Source organism: Bradyrhizobium sp. CCGE-LA001, from assembly GCF_000296215.2.
GTDB lineage: Bacteria > Pseudomonadota > Alphaproteobacteria > Rhizobiales > Xanthobacteraceae > Bradyrhizobium.
Genome location: NZ_CP013949.1, coordinates 2158625 through 2177387, shown reverse-complemented (window position 1 = coordinate 2177387; position 18763 = coordinate 2158625). Strand labels below are relative to the sequence as shown.

At 65.7% G+C, this 18763-nt stretch carries 11 protein-coding genes; 3 read left to right on the top strand and 8 right to left on the bottom strand.

Going from position 1 to position 18763, the window contains the following annotated elements:
* Nucleotides 1–99 precede the first annotated feature (99 nt).
* Nucleotides 100–1617, top strand: coding sequence for an ATPase domain-containing protein (locus BCCGELA001_RS10340; protein ID WP_060735226.1), 1518 nt, complete (start codon nt 100–102; stop codon nt 1615–1617).
* Nucleotides 1614–3332, top strand: coding sequence for a response regulator (locus BCCGELA001_RS10335; RefSeq protein WP_060735225.1), 1719 nt, complete (start codon nt 1614–1616; stop codon nt 3330–3332). Before BCCGELA001_RS10340 ends, BCCGELA001_RS10335 begins: the two co-directional genes overlap by 4 nt.
* 25 nt (nt 3333–3357) lie before the next feature.
* Here the strand turns inward: BCCGELA001_RS10335 and BCCGELA001_RS10330 are convergent, their stop codons facing one another.
* From BCCGELA001_RS10330 to BCCGELA001_RS10315, 4 genes are all read right to left on the bottom strand, one after another.
* Entirely contained in the window at nt 3358–3597 is a 240-nt protein-coding gene (locus tag BCCGELA001_RS10330) for a hypothetical protein (RefSeq protein WP_008556731.1), read from the bottom strand.
* A gap of 43 nt (nt 3598–3640) precedes the next feature.
* A complete protein-coding gene (locus tag BCCGELA001_RS10325) occupies nt 3641–4759 on the bottom strand; it encodes a DUF2336 domain-containing protein (RefSeq protein ID WP_060735224.1) in 1119 nt (372 codons plus the stop codon).
* A 249-nt stretch (nt 4760–5008) separates the two neighbouring features.
* Complete coding sequence (locus BCCGELA001_RS10320; RefSeq protein WP_060735223.1) at nt 5009–8650, bottom strand: AsmA family protein; 3642 nt, start codon at nt 8648–8650, stop codon at nt 5009–5011.
* 157 nt (nt 8651–8807) lie between these two features.
* Nucleotides 8808–10040 (bottom strand): cytochrome P450, encoded by a 1233-nt coding sequence (locus BCCGELA001_RS10315; protein ID WP_008556700.1) that lies wholly within the window; start codon nt 10038–10040, stop codon nt 8808–8810.
* A gap of 130 nt (nt 10041–10170) precedes the next feature.
* Between BCCGELA001_RS10315 and BCCGELA001_RS10310 the strand changes: the two genes are divergently transcribed.
* Entirely contained in the window at nt 10171–10782 is a 612-nt protein-coding gene (locus BCCGELA001_RS10310; protein ID WP_008556699.1) for a TetR/AcrR family transcriptional regulator, read from the top strand.
* 97 nt (nt 10783–10879) lie between these two features.
* Here the strand turns inward: BCCGELA001_RS10310 and BCCGELA001_RS10305 are convergent, their stop codons facing one another.
* The 4 genes from BCCGELA001_RS10305 to BCCGELA001_RS10290 all read right to left on the bottom strand — a co-directional run bounded on the left by BCCGELA001_RS10305 (nt 10880) and on the right by BCCGELA001_RS10290 (nt 18640).
* Nucleotides 10880–11728, bottom strand: a complete 849-nt coding sequence (locus tag BCCGELA001_RS10305) for a hypothetical protein (protein WP_144441243.1) — start codon at nt 11726–11728, stop codon at nt 10880–10882.
* Between the two features lie 195 nt (nt 11729–11923).
* On the bottom strand, nt 11924–14506 hold the full coding sequence (locus BCCGELA001_RS10300) for an EAL domain-containing protein (protein ID WP_060737589.1): 2583 nt from the start codon (nt 14504–14506) through the stop codon (nt 11924–11926).
* 159 nt (nt 14507–14665) lie between these two features.
* A complete protein-coding gene (locus BCCGELA001_RS10295) occupies nt 14666–15964 on the bottom strand; it encodes an MFS transporter (protein ID WP_060735222.1) in 1299 nt (432 codons plus the stop codon).
* 246 nt (nt 15965–16210) lie between these two features.
* A complete protein-coding gene (locus BCCGELA001_RS10290) occupies nt 16211–18640 on the bottom strand; it encodes a bifunctional diguanylate cyclase/phosphodiesterase (protein ID WP_060737588.1) in 2430 nt (809 codons plus the stop codon).
* Nucleotides 18641–18763: the final 123 nt, after the last annotated feature.

Genomic DNA, 18763 nt, shown 5'->3' with positions numbered 1-18763 from the left:
CTCGCGAGTTCCTTGTATGGACCTCGTTTGGTCCGAGCCCCGGGGCGTACGCCCGCGGCAAAGGCGGGGCTTTTGGAAGAACTTTTGTAGGGGGGTCTGATGACCGGTCCATCCAAGGCTGCTGCCGACAGCGACCTGAAGGATTTGCCGAGGGTTTCCACGGGCAGCGATGGCCTGGACGACATTCTGGGCGGCGGTTTCGATGCCAACCGGATGTATCTCTATGAGGGGAGGCCCGGCACCGGCAAGACCACGATCGCGCTCCAATTCCTCCTGAGTGGCGTGCGCGAGGGCGAACGCGTGCTCTATATCTCCCTATCCGAGACCAAGCGCGAGCTGACGCTGGTCGGGCAACGGCATGGCTGGTCGCTCGAAGGTGTCGACATCTTCGAGTTGGTGCCACCGGAAACGACGCTGGATCCGGACCGGGAGCTCACCGTTTTTCATCCGGCCGAGATGGAGCTGAGTGAAACCACCAATCTGATCTTCAAAGAGGTCGAGCGGATCAATCCGACGCGCGTCGTTCTCGACAGCCTGTCCGAACTCCGGCTACTTGCGCAGAACCCGCTGCGCTACAGGCGCCAGGTCCTGGCCTTGAAGCACTTCTTCACCACCCGCAACTGCACGGTTATCCTGCTCGACGACCTTTCGTCGTCCCAGGACGATCTGCAGCTGCATTCGATCGCGCATGGCGTGGTCATGCTCGAACAGCTCGCCCTCGACTACGGCGCCGAGCGGCGGCGGCTTCGCGTGATCAAGATGCGCGGCATCAAGTTTCGCGGCGGCTTCCACGACTTCATCATCGACAAAGGTGGCCTGAAAATCTTTCCTCGTCTCGTTGCGGCGGAACATCACAAGTCGTTCCTCGGGGAGTTCACGCCGAGCGGCAACGCCGAATTAGACCAACTCCTCGGCGGTGGGCTCGAGCGCGGCACCAACGCGCTTCTCATCGGCGCAGCCGGCGTGGGCAAATCCTCAGTCGCCCTGACCTATGCGATCGCAGCGGCCGAGCGCGGCGAGCATGCGGTGTTTTTTGCCTTCGACGAAGGTCGCGGCACGGTCGAGGCGCGCGCGCGTACACTCGGCCTGGGACTCGAACAGCATCTCGAATCGGGCAAAATCCGCTTCCAGCAGATTGATCCCGCCGAACTTTCGCCGGGCGAATTCGCGGCGAATGTACGCGCGAGCGTCGAGCGTGACAATGCCCGCATCATCGTCATCGACAGCTTGAACGGCTATCTGAACGCGATGCCGGACGAGCGGTTTCTCATCCTGCAAATGCACGAGCTCCTGAGCTTTCTGGCGCAGCAAGGCGTGCTCACGATCCTCATCCTTGCACAACATGGGCTGGTCGGGCCTACGGATACCAACCTCGACATCAGCTATCTCAGCGACTCCGTTCTCATGCTGCGCTACTTCGAGCTCGGCGGGATGGTGCGCCGCGCGCTTTCTGTGGTGAAGAAGCGCAGCGGAAATCACGAGCATACCATCCGTGAATTCCGGCTGACCCATACAGGTATCAAGCTCGGTCCACCTCTCAAGGATTTCAGCGGCATCTTCACCGGCACGCCGCGCTATACCGGACCGGCGATATCGCCGGAAGGGACCGCTGAATGAGCGGCGAGCGAGATCAACGCGTTCTCGTCTTCGCGCCGATCGGGCGCGACGGACCTGCAGCCGTCGAGTTGCTCAGGGGATCGAACCTGGATGCCGGCAACTGCCGCAGTCTCCCCGAGCTCGTCGGCGAAATCGCCGCCGGCGCCGGTGCCGTCTTCCTCGCTGAGGAAGCCTTGTTCGGAAAGGACACGGCATCGCTGGCACAATGGATCGAGAGCCAGCCGCCCTGGTCCGACCTGCCCTTCGTCGTCCTGACCAGCCACAGAGAGCAGCCGGCCGTCATGGCCTGGCGGCGCAGCATCGTCTCGCTCCTTCGCAACGTTTCGCTACTCGAACGGCCGGTGCAGCCGATGACGCTGACCAGCGCCATTCAATCGGCGTTGCGCGCACGGCGGCGCCAGTACGAGATTCGGGCGCTGCTCGCCGCACGCGAGCAGACGGCGCAGGAGCTCGAGAAGCTGGTGGTGGAGCGGACGCGGGCGCTGGAGGAAGCCAACGAGCAGCTTCGCCTCGAAATGAAGGAGCGCATCCGGGTCGAGGAGACGCTTCGCCAGGCCCAGAAAATCGAGGCTATCGGCCAGCTCACCGGGGGCGTGGCGCATGACTTCAACAATCTCTTGATGGTGATCTCCGGCGGCCTCGACATGCTCGACCGCCAGACGGACCCGAACCGCCGTCGCCGCCTGATGGATGGGATGATCCAAGCCGCGCAGCGGGGCGCCAGCTTGACCAAGCAGCTTCTGGCATTCTCGCGCCGGCAGACGCTTCGTCCCGAGCCCGTGGACGTCGCCACGCAGATCGGCGGCATGCGCGAATTGCTCGATCGAAGCCTGCGGGGCGACGTTCATGTCGAGTTTGACTTCCCGGAACAGCTCTGGGCGGTCGAGGTCGATCCCGGCGAGCTCGAGCTCGTCATTCTCAATCTGGCGGTCAATGCCCGCGATGCAATGCCCAACGGCGGGACCATTACCGTCCGCGGCGAGAACCTGCCCAACCTGCATGAAGAGGACATAGCGGGCGACTACGTGCGGCTGTCCGTCATCGATACCGGCGTCGGCATGAGTGCCGAAATCCTGTCGCGGGTTTTCGAACCGTTCTTCACGACAAAGGACGTCGGCAAAGGATCCGGCCTCGGGCTGGCCCAGGTTCATGGATTCGCGACCCAGTCGCGCGGAACGGTTCGCATCAAATCACAACTTGGCCAGGGGACCAGCATCGAGCTGTACCTGCCCCGTTCACGGAATCTCGCGTCCAAGCAGCGCCACCTGATCGAGCTCAACAGGACGACACGTCCAAAACAGGACGGCCAGGGTCGGATCCTGCTGGTCGAAGACGACGAGGAGGTCGCCGCCTTGGTCGGTGAGATGCTTGATCAGCTTGGTTACCAGGTCACGCGGGCCGCCAGCGCTGCAGCCGCGCTAGGCGCTTTGGCAGACGGACGCGCCGTCGATCTGGTCTTTTCGGACATCATGATGCCGGGCGGCATGAACGGTGTCGAACTCGCACGGGAGATCAGAAGGCGGCGCAGCGACGTCCCGGTCCTGCTGACCAGCGGATATGCCGAAGCGGCGATCCACGAGGCAGAAGCAGAGGGTATCCAGATTTTGGCGAAACCGTACCACCTCGACGAGCTGGCCGCGGCCCTCAGCGCGGCAAAGTCGGATCGCCAATCCGACAAGGGGTCAAAGCGCCTGAGTTCTTCGCTGAGCTCGTGAGTTCAGCCTCTTTGCCGTCCGATCGTCAGCGAAAATAACCCAGCACTAGGTCGACATCCGCGCTGCGCGCCACGGTGCCGTTCAGCTCGGCATCGATGACACGGCGACAGGCTTCGATCGCGGCGTGATCGCCTAGGTCGTTGGCGGCTTCCAGCACGAGCCAGGCGGCGTCGACCGACGCCTTGTCCGGCGCACCGCCGCCGAGATCGATGGCCGAAGTCTTGTTGACCTTCTTGCGAACCGCGGTGCCGAATTGAGGCAACATTGCAGACACTCCCCTCTCCTCAGTGGACTTGTCAGTGGACTTGTCAGTGAACTTGGAGTTCGGGCTGACGGCCCGCATCGGCACCCGCGCCGGTCTTGCGCGACTGGTAGAACTTCAGAATGCTGCGCGAAGTCTCGATCTTGAGCCGGCCATATTCGCGCTCGTTGTCCTGCAGCTCCCGCGCCGTGATCAAATGATCCTTGGCGCCGAGGAACAACAGCGACATCGTCGTGTCCCAGGAGAAGTCGAGGGCCTTGCACAGCACCAGGATCATCTCGCGGTTGCGGTCCATCAGCGCGCGCTCGATGACGTCGACCGGCAGCGCCGACAGCAGCGACAGGCCGATCTGCACCTCGTCGAAGCGGTGCTGGCGCGCATAGTTCGAGATCGAATCCTGGTTGAGATTGCCCTGACGGTACTGCGTCGTCACCACCCGCTTGGCGACGAAATAGCTGCGCGAGGACGGGCCAAACTTGGACTGGAGGTCGCCGGTGACCTCGGTCACCGAGCTCTGGATATGCGCCATCATCTCGGGCCGCTCGGACTCGAGCCGGCGGCGGACGTCTTCCGACGCCTTCGCGATCAGCTGCTGGAAGACGTGGCGCGGCACGTCCTTGCGCAGGCCAAGCTGCTCGGCAAGGATCGAATCGCCCTCGGCACGGCGGACCATGTGCAGCAGGCCCGAGCCGGAGAAGCGCGCGCCCTCGTTCTTTGCGACCGAGGTCACGACTTCCTGGTTGCCGCGCTTGACCAGCACGTCGGTCACGGCCTCGCCGATCGACTGGCGCTGCGAGATCGCGAGCAGATGCGCCTGGCCTTTGGTCATGGCGCTCTCGACCAGCATCTTCTCGTCGATCCGGTTGGAGTCGCGCAGCACGGGACCGGCAACCGCGATCTCGTCGTCGAGGGCGAGCTTTTCGATGACGTTGAGCGGGGCGTGATCGCAGGCCGACATGACTTCGGACAGCTGCGCGCGCGCGGCGACCTCGATCTCGTCGGCGAGCCGGCCGATGACGTCGCCGAACATGCTGATCTCGTCGTCGCTGTAGCGGCCGGTGATCAGGATGTCGGTCGCATGCCACAATGCCCGCGCCCGGCTCTCGTCGGTGCCGCGCGCGATCGCGTCGTCCAGGTCCTGTAGAAGCGTCTTCGCCCCGTCCATCTCGATAACCCCAGTTCTTGTGGCGAGTTGTCCCGCCGCTCGTGGCGGGACACCGGATTCCTCAGGAACCGAGACTAGGGAACAAACGCGATAATCCAGTAAAGTTGGCAGATCAGTTTTGCCGACCAGAATTCATTCAAATGCGAGGGAATGGGTTTACTGGTGAGGCTGTGTACGGCCGAATGAACGGCAAACCCTTAGTCTCTCCGGCGTCATGGCCGGGCTTGTCCGGGCATGACGACCTCGTCCTCACGGATTCTGCGGCGTCAGCACCAATGGCGGCTTTGGCCTCGGCTTTGCGGGCGGCGGGCCCGGGGCCGGCTTCACGTCGATCGGCGGCGGCAGCGGTGCAAGCTGCTGGCTCGCCAATGGCGGGCTTGTCAATGCGGGGTTTGGCGCGGCGGGGGCCGCCTGCGGCGCTTTCGGCGTCGGCGCCGCCTTCTGCTTGGACGGCATGCGGCGCGGATCCTGTCCGGGCAACGGCACAACGGCCGGCGCCTGCTCGGGCGCGCCATCAGGAGACACCAGCGTCGGCAGCGCGGCGGTGGCGGGCGGCGGCTCGCCGCGCTCGATCGCATCGAGCCGGCGCGTCTCGCGATCGATGGTGCGCACCGCGAGCCACGAGGACAGCGGCGCCAGATCGATGGTTCGGTTCAGCCTGCCGGGCGGGCCTGCCGCGAACAGCTGAATCTCGGGCGGGGCGCCGGAGAGACCGGTCATGATCGGCGTCAGGCTGGCGCGGATATCGGCCTGGTCGGCGGGAATGTCGTAGCCGCCGGAGACGATGGCGCGGGCGTTCTTCGCTTCCAGCGCGGTCGCGCCGACGCGCAGGCGGCCGTCGCGGATGGTGAACGGGATCTGCGCCGAGGTCACCGCGATCGAGCCTGCCGACAGCGCAGGCTCGACCAGCTGCCGCAGCCGATTGTCGTCGGCGACCTGGCCGCCGTCGCTGGCACGGATCGCGATCTCAAAGGCGCGCGGATTGAGGCCGGCGATTTCGGCCGCATCGAGCGTCACGGTGCCGTTGCCCGCGAGCGCACCGGTGAGAGCCTCGACGCTGCGGCCCTGGCTGGTCAGCGCCATCTGCACCGAGGCGCGTCCCTTTGGCAGCGACAGATCGCGATAGCGCAGCGTGGTCGCATCGACGTTGCGAAGCTCGATGCGGGTATTCACCGTCAGGCCACTCGCGCCATTGCGGGCATCGAGACTTGCCGACATCTCGCCGCCGCCGACATTGCCCTTGAGCGCATCGAACGCGAGCGACTGGCCGTCGCTGCGGATCGTGCCGCCGACGGGGCGCAGCTCGATGCCACCGGGCAGCGTGCCGCGCAGCGCCTGGAAGGCGATGCGGCCGCGCCATCCACTGACGAGCCCCGGACTCAGCGGCTCGCCGGACTCGCGGCCGGCCGCACCGATCGCCAATGCGAGCGCCGGGGCAAGATCGAGCGTATCGAGACCCACCTCGCCGTCGACGCTCTTCTCCTGATCGAGCGTCACGGTGAGATGGCCGCGCAGATGCGAGCCGGCCGCGCTGCTGTCGAGATCGTCGAAGGTCAGGCGATTGCCCGACAGCCCGACGCGAGCGGACAGGCTGACGTTCTGCGTGGATTTGTCGGCCGCACCGGTCCCGAGCAGCGGTGCCAGATTGACGCTGCGGACGCGCAGATTCGCGCTGCCCTTGGATGCCGACCAGTCGAAGGTGCCCTGGGCGTCCGCATCCAGACCGCCGCCGGCGAGCTTTGCGCTCAATTGCAGCGGCTTCTGCCACGTGCCCGTCACCTTGCCTTCGAACTGCGAAGCTCCGTCGCCTGCGGCGACGATGCGATCCAGGCCGAGCAATGCCAGCAGCGCTCCAGCCTGCGGCGCCGACACCTTCGAATCGAGTGTGAAGTCGCTGTTGCGCAGGCGGTCGATGTCGATACCGCTGACGGCGGCCACCGGCGTCTGCGCCGCCAGCGTCGCGCTTGCCTTGAGCTGCGGCGCGTCGAGATCGAACACGAGGCGCGCGTTGCTGCGATCGGCATGCTCGGCGTTCTTGTCGAGGCTGAGGTCGAGCTTGAGGCGGGTCGCGCCCGGCAGCGCCGGGATGGCATCGAAGCGCGCGCGCACCGCAGGCGCAAACGGCTCGATCAGCGCCGTGAGCTCGCGCAGCGAATTCGCCGACGATTTGAGCGCGAGCTTACCGGTGGCGTTCCTGCGATCGAAACTGCCGTTCGCCTCCGTGGTCACACCGCCGGCCTGGCCGAACCGCAACTGCTCCAGCGAGAGCGCCGCCGGACCATAGCCGAGCTTTGCCGCGAATGGCCGCAGCTCCTGTCCGGCCGAGATGGCGCGGCCGATATCGAGCGACAGCTTTGCCTCTTCCGGCCATTCGCCTTGCGGCCCCGCGAGCGCACGCGCGAACCCTGCGGCAGCATCGAGGTCGAGACGGTCGGCCTTGAGCTCGGCATCGATGCGCGAGCCCTTGCTCGCGCCTGTTTGCACGAAGGCGATGCGGCCTTCCACCGCGCCGCCGTCGATTTCGGCCTTCAGCCGCTCGATGGCGAGATGGTTCGCGGCGATGGTGACATCGCCGGCAAGGCGCAGCGGCCGCGTGCTGCGGCGGTTGACCTCGCTGCGACCCTGAAGCCAGGCCACCAGCGTGTCAGGGTCGGAGGATTCGACGCTGAGGCGGCCGCTGAAACTGTCGGCGCCGGGCGTTGCGCCGTTGAGCGAGAGCTGCGTCATGCCGGGCGCGCGCAGCTCGAGCCGCCGGAAGGTCCAGGAGCGTCCGTCGGTCTGAAGCTCGGCGGTGATGTTCTGGAGCGGGCGGCCGCCCAGCATGATCTGGTCGGAGTTGAACTCGATCTGCGCCGGGATCGGCGCCTGCGGAATCGCGGCGAGCCCTGCCCGCAGCGCCGGCAGGACGCGCTGCGGGTCGGCATCGTCCTTCGCATTATCCTTGGCGGTCAGCTTGTCCGCATCGACCTGGCGCGCCGACAGCACCGCGCGCAAGAGCGGCGAGGCGCCGAATTTGAGGTCGCCGACGCCGCCGAATTTGAGCGCGGCGTCCTCGGAGCCGAAGCTGGCGTCGATCTGCTCGAATTTGGCGCCGGCCGGATCGGCCTTGAGCCTGGTCGTGAGCTTCCAAGGCATCGGCCCCGCCTCACCCGCCTTCCTGGTCGCGGGGGCCGCGAGCGTCAGCGTGCCGTCGAATTTCGGCAGGCGGTTTTCGAAGGCGAGCACGCCGTCGAGATCGGCGAGAATGGCGCGCTCGCCCGGGTCGATGTTGAGGTGAAGGCGGGTGGCGTTGCCGTCGGCGCTCGGGCCGGAGGAAATGCGGAAGGGATAGCGCACCCCGCTCGCGCTGAAACTGCCCTCGCCGCGGACCGCGCCGGCCAGCGAGCGCACGTCACCGGCGAAGGCGATGTCGCTCAGCTCCAGCGTCGAACGGCTGGCGGCATCGTGCAGGGCGATGCGACCGGTGAGATTGAGCCGCTCGATGGCGAGCGAGGCGAGATTGAAGGTCCCGCTCGCGATGGACGGCAGATCGACCCGTCCGCGCGCGTCGAGGCCGAGATCGACCGCCATGCCGCCCACCGACAGCTCGGTGGCGCGCCATTCGCCGCGCATCAGGGAGCCCAGGCTGAATTCGACGTCGAGCTTGTCAGCGCGCAGGCGGCCGAGATCGTTGTTGCCGCCGAACGTGACCGACCGCAGCCGCAGCGTCGGCGCCGGCAGGAGCCGCGCGTCGAGCTCCCCCGCCACCCGCACCGGCACGCCGATGATCCTGGTCGCCTCCGCCTCGAACTGGGGCCGAAACTGGTTCCAGTCGATGTAGTACGGCCCGATCAGCGCGGCCAGCAGCGCAATGATGAAGGCAATCGCCAATCCGAGCAGCGTCGTCTGCACGGGTCTCCCCTCGGCCAAACCGGCACCCGGGCCAAACGTTGACCCCCGCAAACCCTGGCCTTGAGGCTTCAGGCGCGCCGGAACAGCCCCTTATATAGGGGGAAGTGTGGCGAAGTCACAGCGACTGTTGCGCGCGGAGGTTAACGCGAGCGCGCCCTCACCAGCTCGCCGGCAGCCGCGTCAACCCGCGCAGCACGAAGGTCGGCCGCCATTGCGGATTTTCGACGTCGTCGATGCGCAGATCCGGCAGCCGGCGCAGCAGCGTCGCGATGGCGATCTCGGCCTCGATGCGCGCCAATTGGGCGCCCAGGCAGAAATGGATGCCGCCGCCGAACGACAACGGCTTGACGTTCTGGCGGGTGACGTCCAGCCGGTCGGGCCTGTCGGGGTAGAGCGCGGGATCGCGGTTGGCCGAGCCCAGCAGGCAGAGCACGGTCTCGCCCTTGGGGATCCTGACGCCGTCGAGATCGTCGATGTCCTCCAGCGCGACGCGGCCCGTCATCTGCACCGAGGAATCGTAGCGCAGGAATTCCTCGATCGCGCCCGGCATCAGCTCGGGCCGCGCCTTCAGGAGCGCGAGCTGGTCCGGATTGCGGTGCAGCGCCAGCAGGCCGTTGCCGATCAGATTGACGGTGGTCTCGTGGCCGGCGCCGAACAACAGGATGATGTTGGCAGTCAGCTCCTCGTTGGTAAGCTTGTTGCCGTCCTCCTCGGCCTGCACGAGCTGGGTGATGAGATCGTCGCCGGGATTTTTGCGGCGCAGCTCGAACAGCTGCCGGAAATACATCTGGGCCATCAGGTTGCCCTCGTTGCCCTTCCTGATCTCCTCGGGCGAGAGCGGCACGGGATCGAGCAGCCGCCCGCCGTCACGCGAGCTCTTGTAGAAGGTCTCGCGGTGCTCCTCGGGAATGCCGAGCATGTCGCAGATGATGGTCACCGGCAGGCGGAAGGCGAAATCCTCGATCAGATCCATGTGGCCGCGCTCGATCACGGCATCGATGGTCTGGTCGACGATCTGCTGGATGCGCGGGCGCATGTCCTCGACGCGGCGCGCGGTGAAGGCCTTCACGACCAGGCCGCGTAGGCGGGTGTGATCGGGCGGATCGGCCTGCAGCATCCAGTGGCCCATGCTGCGGAACACCGGCTCGTCCATGATCTTGTCGCCATAGCGGCGCTTGGAGCGCTCGACGAAATCCTTGCCGAAACGCTTGTCGCGCAGCACGAGGCTGACATCGGCGTGGCGGCTGGTGACGAACTGGCCGAACGGCGTCAGGTGAACCGGATCGAGCGTGCGCAGCCGCTCATAATGCGGATAGGGATCGCGGATGAAATCCGGCGACAGCGGGTTGAACAACGGCTTGCCGCCGGCGGGTTGCACTTGCTCGTTCATGGTGACCTCAATCCGGTTGCCGCATGACACGAATACGCCGGGCAGCCCCTGTTGCGCAGCGTAACCATCCCTGGAATTATCAACTCGATACATTGTTGTATCGAGTTGCATTCTGCCCTAAGCTGCGCCGATGTCAAGGGTGAGAACCAGGCCGACCAGGGACGATACGCGCGACAAGCTGTTCGAGGCCGCCGCGCGCGTGTTCGAGGCGGACGGCATCGGCGGCGCCAGCATTGAGGCGATCGCGGCCGCGGCGGGGTTCACCCGCGGCGCGTTCTATTCCAACTTCAAGAGCAAGGACGAATTGATCATCGCCATGCTCGAGGACCATGTCGAGCAGTCGATCCGGCGCAACATGGATATCCTTGCCCAGCACGACAATCTCGACGATTTCATCGCGGCGCTGAAGACGATGGACCGCAGCAGGCAGGATCCGCTCGGCCGCTCGCCGCTGCTGCACATGGAGATGATCCTGTTCGTCGCGCGCGCCGAGAAGCGCCGGCCTGAGCTTGCCAAACGCCTGCGCGCGCGACGCAAGCTGGTCGCCGACATCATCGAGGCGACGCTGAAGAGCAACGGCAGGAACAGCGCGCTGAACCCACCCTGGATGGCCTCGGTGGTGCTCGCGCTGGAAGACGGCTTTCGCCTGCATCGGCTGATCGATCCCGAGACGACGCCGGCCGACAGCTTCCTGCGCGCGATCACGGATTTGCGGCGCAGGACGGGGCTGGCGGGAGGGTAGGACAGAACGGCTGAGCTTACGGGCTACAGCGCGAGAGCCGACTTCACCGGGCCTGCTACGCTGACGACTAATCGATCAGCTTGTCCTTGGATACGATCTAGTTGCGTCGCCACGACTCGACCAAGGCTGCCAGCCTGTCGTCCAGCTTCTCATCAGCCTCGGCGACGCTTGCGTCGTATCCCAGCCAATACTTACCAACCAGCGCGTGGTGTCTGCAGAATTTCTCGTCGTCGAGCCGACACACGACAAGCCGCGTGAGCTGCCCGTCAGAATTCTGGCGTGCGAAGTAATGCTGGACTCGCGTGGGCCCGACGGGTCGCGCCGTATCGGTCAGGTCGAACGATTGATATCCGAGTCGATCCGGACCCGGGCGCATTTCGGTCCGGTACTTGCGCCAATTCTTCAAGTCGAAATCAGCAGCGCCTTCCTCGTTTGGCAGGACCCGAAGCTGCTGAATCCGACTGCAGTCCGCGTCGCCGCGACCTTTGAGATTGGACAAACAGAGTGCTGCAGAGAAGCCATTCTCGTTTGAGACTTCGACGACGGATGCCCCGGGGGCAGCGGGGATATATTGCCAAGGTACGAAGAAGACCTCCGAACCGACATGCCGCACGAAATATTCCGGGCCGGGCTTGACGAAAGCGCGAGCCAGCGGGGTACCGACAACGATCGCGCTCCAAATCGCAATGACCATCACCGACGCGGTGGCTCTGAACTTCAAGGCAAGTGCGATCGACGCTGCCACGGCGGCAAAAGCGCCAGCAGCAAAGACGAGCTTGGAGGCTCCGAGATCAAACGCGTCAAAAGTTGCCTGCGGATGGGCCGCAAAATAAGTCTTGCTGATGCCTGCGGCCACGCTGATGGAAAAGCATATCGGGATCGACACCACAAAGAAGACCCAGCCCATCACGACGAACGTTTTGGCGCGCCCCCGAAGAACTCTCACGATTCCCACCAACACAGCCAACAATTGCGGATTGATCGCGCACAATCTAGCAGCAGGAGCCGGCGAATGGCTATTGTCGGTGCGTCACAACGCCATGTACTTTTTGTCGGAAACCGAAACTGCAAGAGCGTCCGTTTACGCCCGGCTCGCCTCTCGAGGCGGCCTCTCGCTCGGACTGGAGGCCCCTGACAACGCCTACGCCGACCGCCTCACCGCAGCGCTTGCCGCCGCCGCCACATCCAGCCGGCCGAGCATCGCCCTCGCCTGCTCGGCGCAGTGCTCGATCAGCCAGCGCTCGAAGGCGACGGGAGGAAGTGCGGGGGCGTAGAGGAAGCCCTGGACGACGTCGCAGCCGAGCTCGGCCAGCGTCTTGCGCTGGCCCTCGGTTTCGACGCCTTCGGCGACCACGGTCATGCCGAGGCCCTGGCCGACGCGCACCACCGCAGTGGCGATCGCCAGCGCGCCGGCGTCGCGCTCGATGTCGCGCATAAAACTGCGGTCGATCTTGAGCTCGCGGATCGGCAGATGCGCGAGCCGGCTGAGGCTCGAATAGCCGGTGCCGAAATCGTCGACCGAGAGGCCGACGCCGAGCTCGCGGATCGCGTTCATGGTCTCAAGCGCGGCGGCGCCGTCCTGCATGAACGTGCCTTCGGTGATCTCGAGCATCAGGGCATCCGACGGCAACTCGTATTCGGCGAGGATGTCCTTGAGCCGCGCCGCGAGCGCGACGCTGCGGAAATTGATCGGCGACAGATTCACCGACACGCTGGGAATGTTGAGCCCGGCGCGGCGCCAGCTCGCCATCTGCCGGCAGGCTTCGCGCACCGACCACAGGCCGATGTGCTCGATCAGGCCGCATTCCTCGGCAAGCGGAATGAACTTTGCCGGCGAGACGTCGCCGAGCACGGCATCGCGCCAGCGCGCCAGCGCCTCGACGCCGTGGATCGCGCCGTCGCAGCTGCGGATCTGCGGCTGGTAGCTGAGGCTCAGCGCGCCCTCCGCGACGGCGCGGCGGAGCGCCGCGATCAGCGCCAGCCGCTGCTCGGCCAAGCTGTTCATCTCCGCGCTGAACAGGCGGTGGGTCGAGCGTCCGGCCTGCTTGGCCATGTACATGGCAGCGTCGGCCTGCTGCATCAAAGTGTCGATGTCCGTGGCATGATCGGGATAGAGGCTGATGCCGATGCTGGCCGACATCGGCATCAGCCTCGATCCGAGCCGCAAGGGTGCGGCGAGCGCTTCGGTGATCCTCGCGGCCAGGCGCTCGGCGGATTGCGCGTTGCGCTGCGGCAGCAGGATGACGAATTCGTCGCCGCCGAGCCGCCCCAGCATGTCGTCTGGCCCGATCTGCTCGCGCAGGCGCTGCGCGAGCTGGACCAGCAGCTCGTCGCCGGCGGCATGGCCCAGCGTGTCGTTGACGTCCTTGAAATGATCGACGTCGAGGAACGCGAGCGCGACATGGCTGCCGGTCGGACAGGCATCAATCGCGGTGGTGATCAGGTGCCGCAGCTGCGCGCGGTTCGGCAGCCCGGTGAGGATGTCGTGATAGGCGAGCCGCGCGATCTCGGCGCGCGCTTCCTTGCGCTCGATGGCGAAGGCTGCAAGATCGACGCAGGCCTCGACGATGCGCCGGTGCCAATTGCTGGGCGCGCGCGGCTCCCGATAGTAGAAGGCGAAGGTCGCGATGACGCGGCCATCCTTGGCCTTGACTGGCGTCGACCAGCACGCACGCAGGCCGATCGCGAGCGGCATGGCCTTGTAGGGTTGCCAGCGCGGATCGGTGTCGAGATCGGTCGCAAGCACGGGTTCGCCGTAAAAGGCCGCAGTGCCGCAGGAGCCGACATCGGGACCAATGCCCACCCCGTCCAGCGCACGGGAATAATCCTCGGGCAAGCTGGGGCCGCCGAGCGGATGAATCAGTCCGGCGGCGTCGACGTGGAGCAGCGAACAGACGACGTCGGGCGCGATTTCCTCGACGCGGCGGCAGAGCCGGTCGGCGATCTCGCCGATCGGCACCTCGTCGGCGAGCGCGCCCATGATGAGTTGCTGGAGCGAGCGCAGCTGCCTGGTCTCAGTGATGTCCTCGAGCAGCGCGAAGATGTACTTGACCCGGCTCTTGCCGTCGCGAAAGGCATCGATCCGGGCGCAGACCCAGATTTCCTCGCCGGCCTTGGTATAGATCAGGACCTCGGCTTCGCGGCCCGGACCACCCTTGGTGAGACTCCGTACGATCCGCGTCAGGGCCCGGCGGTTGGTGTGGCGACCGGCCAGCAGATCGGTCGCCCGCCGTCCCTTCGCCTCGGCGGCGGAATAGCCGAACAGCGAGGTGAAGGCCGCATTGGTGTAGCGGATCCCGAGTTCGGTGTCGGTGATGAGCACGGCGCGGTTGGTCTGGTCCGAGACGGCGTCTTGGAGCGCGATCCGCGCACGGCGTTCCGCTTCAACGGTGACGTCGCGCGCGAACACGGCGTGATGAGTCGCGCCGCCATTTGCAACGGACGCAAGAGAGATCGCCGCCCGGATCCGGCTGCCGTCACGACGGATGAGGCTGATCTCGTCGCGGAACTCCGCGATCGGCTCAGCCTGAAGGCACCTCAGGTTGAGAATTTCGGCATCACGGCCGAGCACGTCGGCGCGCGCGAGCTTCCAGATCCGCTCGGCACCGGCGTTGAAATGAACGATGCGGCGTGCGCTGTTGACGATGACGATGGCATCGTCGGCGTGCTCGAGCGCAGCCAGCAGAACGTCCGGCATTTCCGTAAGGCAGTCGGAGGCAGACATCATTCGGACCGGAGAGAATGACGGGAAGAAAGCGGTAGTGGCCCGACGCTAACGCTCCGATGGTGTCCAAGACGTTTTTGCAATCCGGGTTGCGTTCTCCAAGCTGCCACGTGCTTAACGTTCGGCGAAACAAACGCGGGCAATGCCGCAAGTCTGGAACTACTGGGCGCTTCGACCCTGGATCTCGTGCAGCCGTCCGGCCACCGCCCGCACCTTGCCCGGCGCCGCCTGCCAGATCGAGAGCGCCGACAAGCCGCTCACGATCACCGCGATGCCGAAGGCGAGCGTGTAATCGCCGGTGCGATCGTAGAGAAGGCCGGTCACCCAGGGACCGGCGGCGCCGCCCGCCAGCGCAGCCAGCATGATCGTACCGAAGATGCTGCCCTGGTGCCTGCCCTGGAAGATCTCGAACACCACCGCGCCCATGATCGAGGTGAGGCCGTAGCCGAGCGCGCCTTGGGTGAACACCATGAGATAGATCAGCCACAATGACGGCGAGAATTTCAACGCCATCAGCGCGGCGAAGCAGATCGCAAAGCCCGCACAGCTGATCGCCCAAACCCATTCTCGCCCGATCCGGTCGGAGACATGGCCGAGCAATATCTGGCCGGGAATGCCAAGCAGGCTGACGATGCCGAGCGCCCACACGGCGACGCCAGAGCTGAAGCCGATGTCGAGCAGGAATTTGGTCTGGTGAACCTGCACTGCGTACCAGATGTACAGGCCGCAGAAATAGCCGAGCGCGATCCACCAGAACCGCGCCGTCGTAACGGCGCGCCTCAGCGTCCATTCGGTGCCGGCCCAGACGGGATCGACGATGTTGGAGACGGCTTTGGCAGCGCCCTCGACCGGCGCTGCATCGCCGTCCGGCTGAAGGCCCATGTCCTCGGGCCGCTTGCGCAGCAACAGATTGATCGGCGCCAGCACGATCAGGACCATCAGCCCCATCGCGGTGCAGGCGGTGCGCCAGCCGGTCTGCTCGATCATGTGCTGCACCCATGGCAGCAGCGTCACCGAGCCGATGCCGACGCCAGCGAAGGCGATGCCGATGGCGAAGCCGCGCTTGCGGATGAACCAGTTCGGCAGGAACAGCGATTGGCCGGAATAACCGAGACATACCGAGCCGGCGCCGACCATGACGCCGATGGTCACGTAGAGATGCCAGGGCGCGCTGGTGAGCGGGGCGAGCAGCAGCCCGCCGCCCATCAGCACGACGCCGAGCTCCATCACCGCGCGCGGGCCGGCGCGATCCATCAGGCGGCCGATCAGCGGGCTTGCGACGCCCGACGCCACGAAGCCGAAGGAGAAGGCGCCCGCGGTGACGCCGCGCTCCCAGCCGAATTCGGAGATGATCGGCGGAAAGAACAACGAGAAGGCAGTGCGCGCGTTGACGCCGATGGCCATGGTGACGAAGGTCACGGCGACCACGACCCAGCCGTAGAAGAACGGAAGCCGCATGTTTGTGTGTTTCATCCCTGGACGATCCTACCGATCATCCGGGGATGCCCGGGTCAAGCGCTTTTCATGCATGCCCGTCGCGCGGTGTGAGGTCTACGTATGGACGTCAAAGCTTCCACAACGTCATGGCCGGGCTTGACCCGGCCATCCACGCCTACCGTTTGCATTACAAAAGAACGTGGATGCCCGGGACAAGCCCGGGCATGACGACCTCCCATAGATGTTCAGGTGCGGCTAGGCGAGCGCTCAGGCGGCGTCGAGGCGTGACGATTTGGCCGGTGCGTCTAACCGGATCCGCTCGATCGGCTGCGGGCGGCCGAACAGATAGCCTTGCGCGAAATTGACGCCGAGCGCCTTCAGCCGCTCATATTCCTCTCGCGTCTCGACGCCTTCGGCGGTGACCGACATGTCCAGCCCGCGTGCCAACGTCACGATCGCGGAGATGATGGCGGAGCTGCGCGGCTGCTGCGTGAGATTGCGGATGAACGACTTGTCGATCTTGATCTTGTCGAACGGGAACGCGGTGAGATAGCTGAGCGAGGAATAGCCGGTGCCGAAATCGTCAAGCGCGAGCTCGATGCCGATGCCCTTGAGCCGCTCCAGGAAGGCGTGGTTCTCGCCGCCGCGCTCCAGCAACACGGATTCCGTGATCTCGATCTCGAGCCGATGCGGCGGCAGTCCGGAATCGGCAAGAGCCGCGCAGATCACCTCGAACAGATCGGGCTCCTTGAACTGGATCGGCGACAGGTTCACGGCGACCGCGAGCTCGGAGGGCCAGCCGGCGGCATCCGTGCAGGCGCGCCGCAGCACGAACTCACCGAGCGGCACCACCAGTCCGGTCTCCTCCGCGAGCGCAATGAACTGGTCCGGCGGGATCAGGCCGCGCGTCGGATGCCGCCAGCGCACCAGCGCCTCGAAGCCGCGCCGCGCGCCGGTGAGGGCGTCGATGAACGGCTGATAGTGCACTTCGAGCTGGCAGCGCGCGATGGCATCGCGCAGATCGCCCTCCAGCGTATTGCGCGCCTCGAGCTCGGCCGACATCGCCTCGTCATAGATGGTGAAGCAGTTGCGGCCTGCCGATTTCGAGCGGTAGAGCGCAAGGTCCGCCTTCTTCAACAGCTGCTCCTGGTCGCGGCCGTGATCCGGCGCGATCGCAATGCCGATGCTGGTGCCGATCTCGACGCGATGGCCGGGCAGCGGGAACGGCTCGGCCACCAGCTTGGCGATCCGCCCCGCGAGCTCGGTCGAGCAGGTGCGCTGATCCTCGCAAGCCTCCTGGATGATGGCGAACTCGTCGCCGCCGAGCCGCGCCAGCACGTCGCCGGCGCGCAGCGCGGATTTCAGCCGCTGCGCCACCTGGCGCAGCAGCGCATCGCCAGCGCCGTGACCGAGGGAATCGTTGACGTTCTTGAAGCGGTCGAGGTCCAGCATCAGGATCGAGAAGGTCGGCCCGCCCTCCGCCAGCCGGTCATTGAGCTCGTCGAGCCGGGCAAGGAAGAAGGCGCGGTTCGGTAAGCCAGTCAGGATGTCGGTCTGGGCAAGCTCGAGCACGCGCCGGTTTGCCAGCGACAGCCGCCGCGAATTCCGGCTCGCGAGCATGAGATAAGTCGACAGCGACAGCGTCAGCAGCATGCCAACGATGAGGACCGCGGCGGCGCGATCATAGGATGTCTCCAGCGGACCGCCCGCCGTCGGCATCGCGCGAACCTGCCAATCGGTATCGCCGATCTTGAGGATGCCCGACCAGTGCAGGGCGCGTGCGACGTCGCGCATCGACTGCGGTGCCGTGGCCGCCGACGAATAGTCGGGCTGAATTTGCTCCAGGCTGACGACCCGCCCCGTGAAGGGCGGGTAGACGTTCACGCTGACGGCGGGGCTTGCGCCGGTGGTGACGCGAATGGACTGGACCAGCAGCGGCAGGTCGAAGATGCCGACGACGTAGCCGGCGAGATTGCGCCGCCGGTCGGCGACCGTCTCGCGCGTGGTTCCTTTGGCGTAGACGGGAATGACGACGAGGACGTCTGGCAGCCGGCCGCCTTCCCTCGGCTCGTACAGGCGGGTGCGAATGGCGGTAACCCGGTCGTTGTCGCGCGCGCGTTCGAGGATCGCGCGGCGCTCCGGCACGGTCGCGTAATCCATGCCGTAGACTGAGGATGTCTTCGGCTGGGTCGAGTAGAAAACCGGAAAATACTCGTCGCTCTGTGGCGCTAGGGCGAAGCTCTCGCCCTGGAGCGACTTGATGCGATAGCCGGACACGCCGTCGGTGATCGCCGCGGCTTCGTATTCGGCGCGCTCCTTGCGGTTGACGCGCGGCAGCCAGCCGATGCGCAGCATGCCGGGATGACGCTCGAACAGGCGGACGCTGAAGGTCTCGAATTCGCTGCGGGTGATTTCCGCGTTCGTCGATTCGAACAGCGTGCGCAGCGCGAGAAGCCTGGATATGTATTCGTTCATGCCGTTCTGCATGACGATCGCCTGGGTCTCGGCCGCGTTCTCGAACTCGATCTTGTTGACGCGGTTTTCCCATCGCGCCACGGCAGCCGCCCCTACGACCGAGAACAACAGACCAACACCGATCGCGACGAGCGCAGGACGATGGAGCCGGAGCAGCGGCGAGGCACGCCACCATCCGGTCACACGTCTCCGATCCTGATCGTTCTGATCGCGACCGCCCATCTTGATCTTGATCCGCATATCCCCGTTGCGCGGCAGCCAGAACTTCTGGTTGAGCCAACGCCGGGACTATCGGACAGGGATCGCGGTTAAGAACTGCACAATTTCGGAACCCCATTGTTCCGC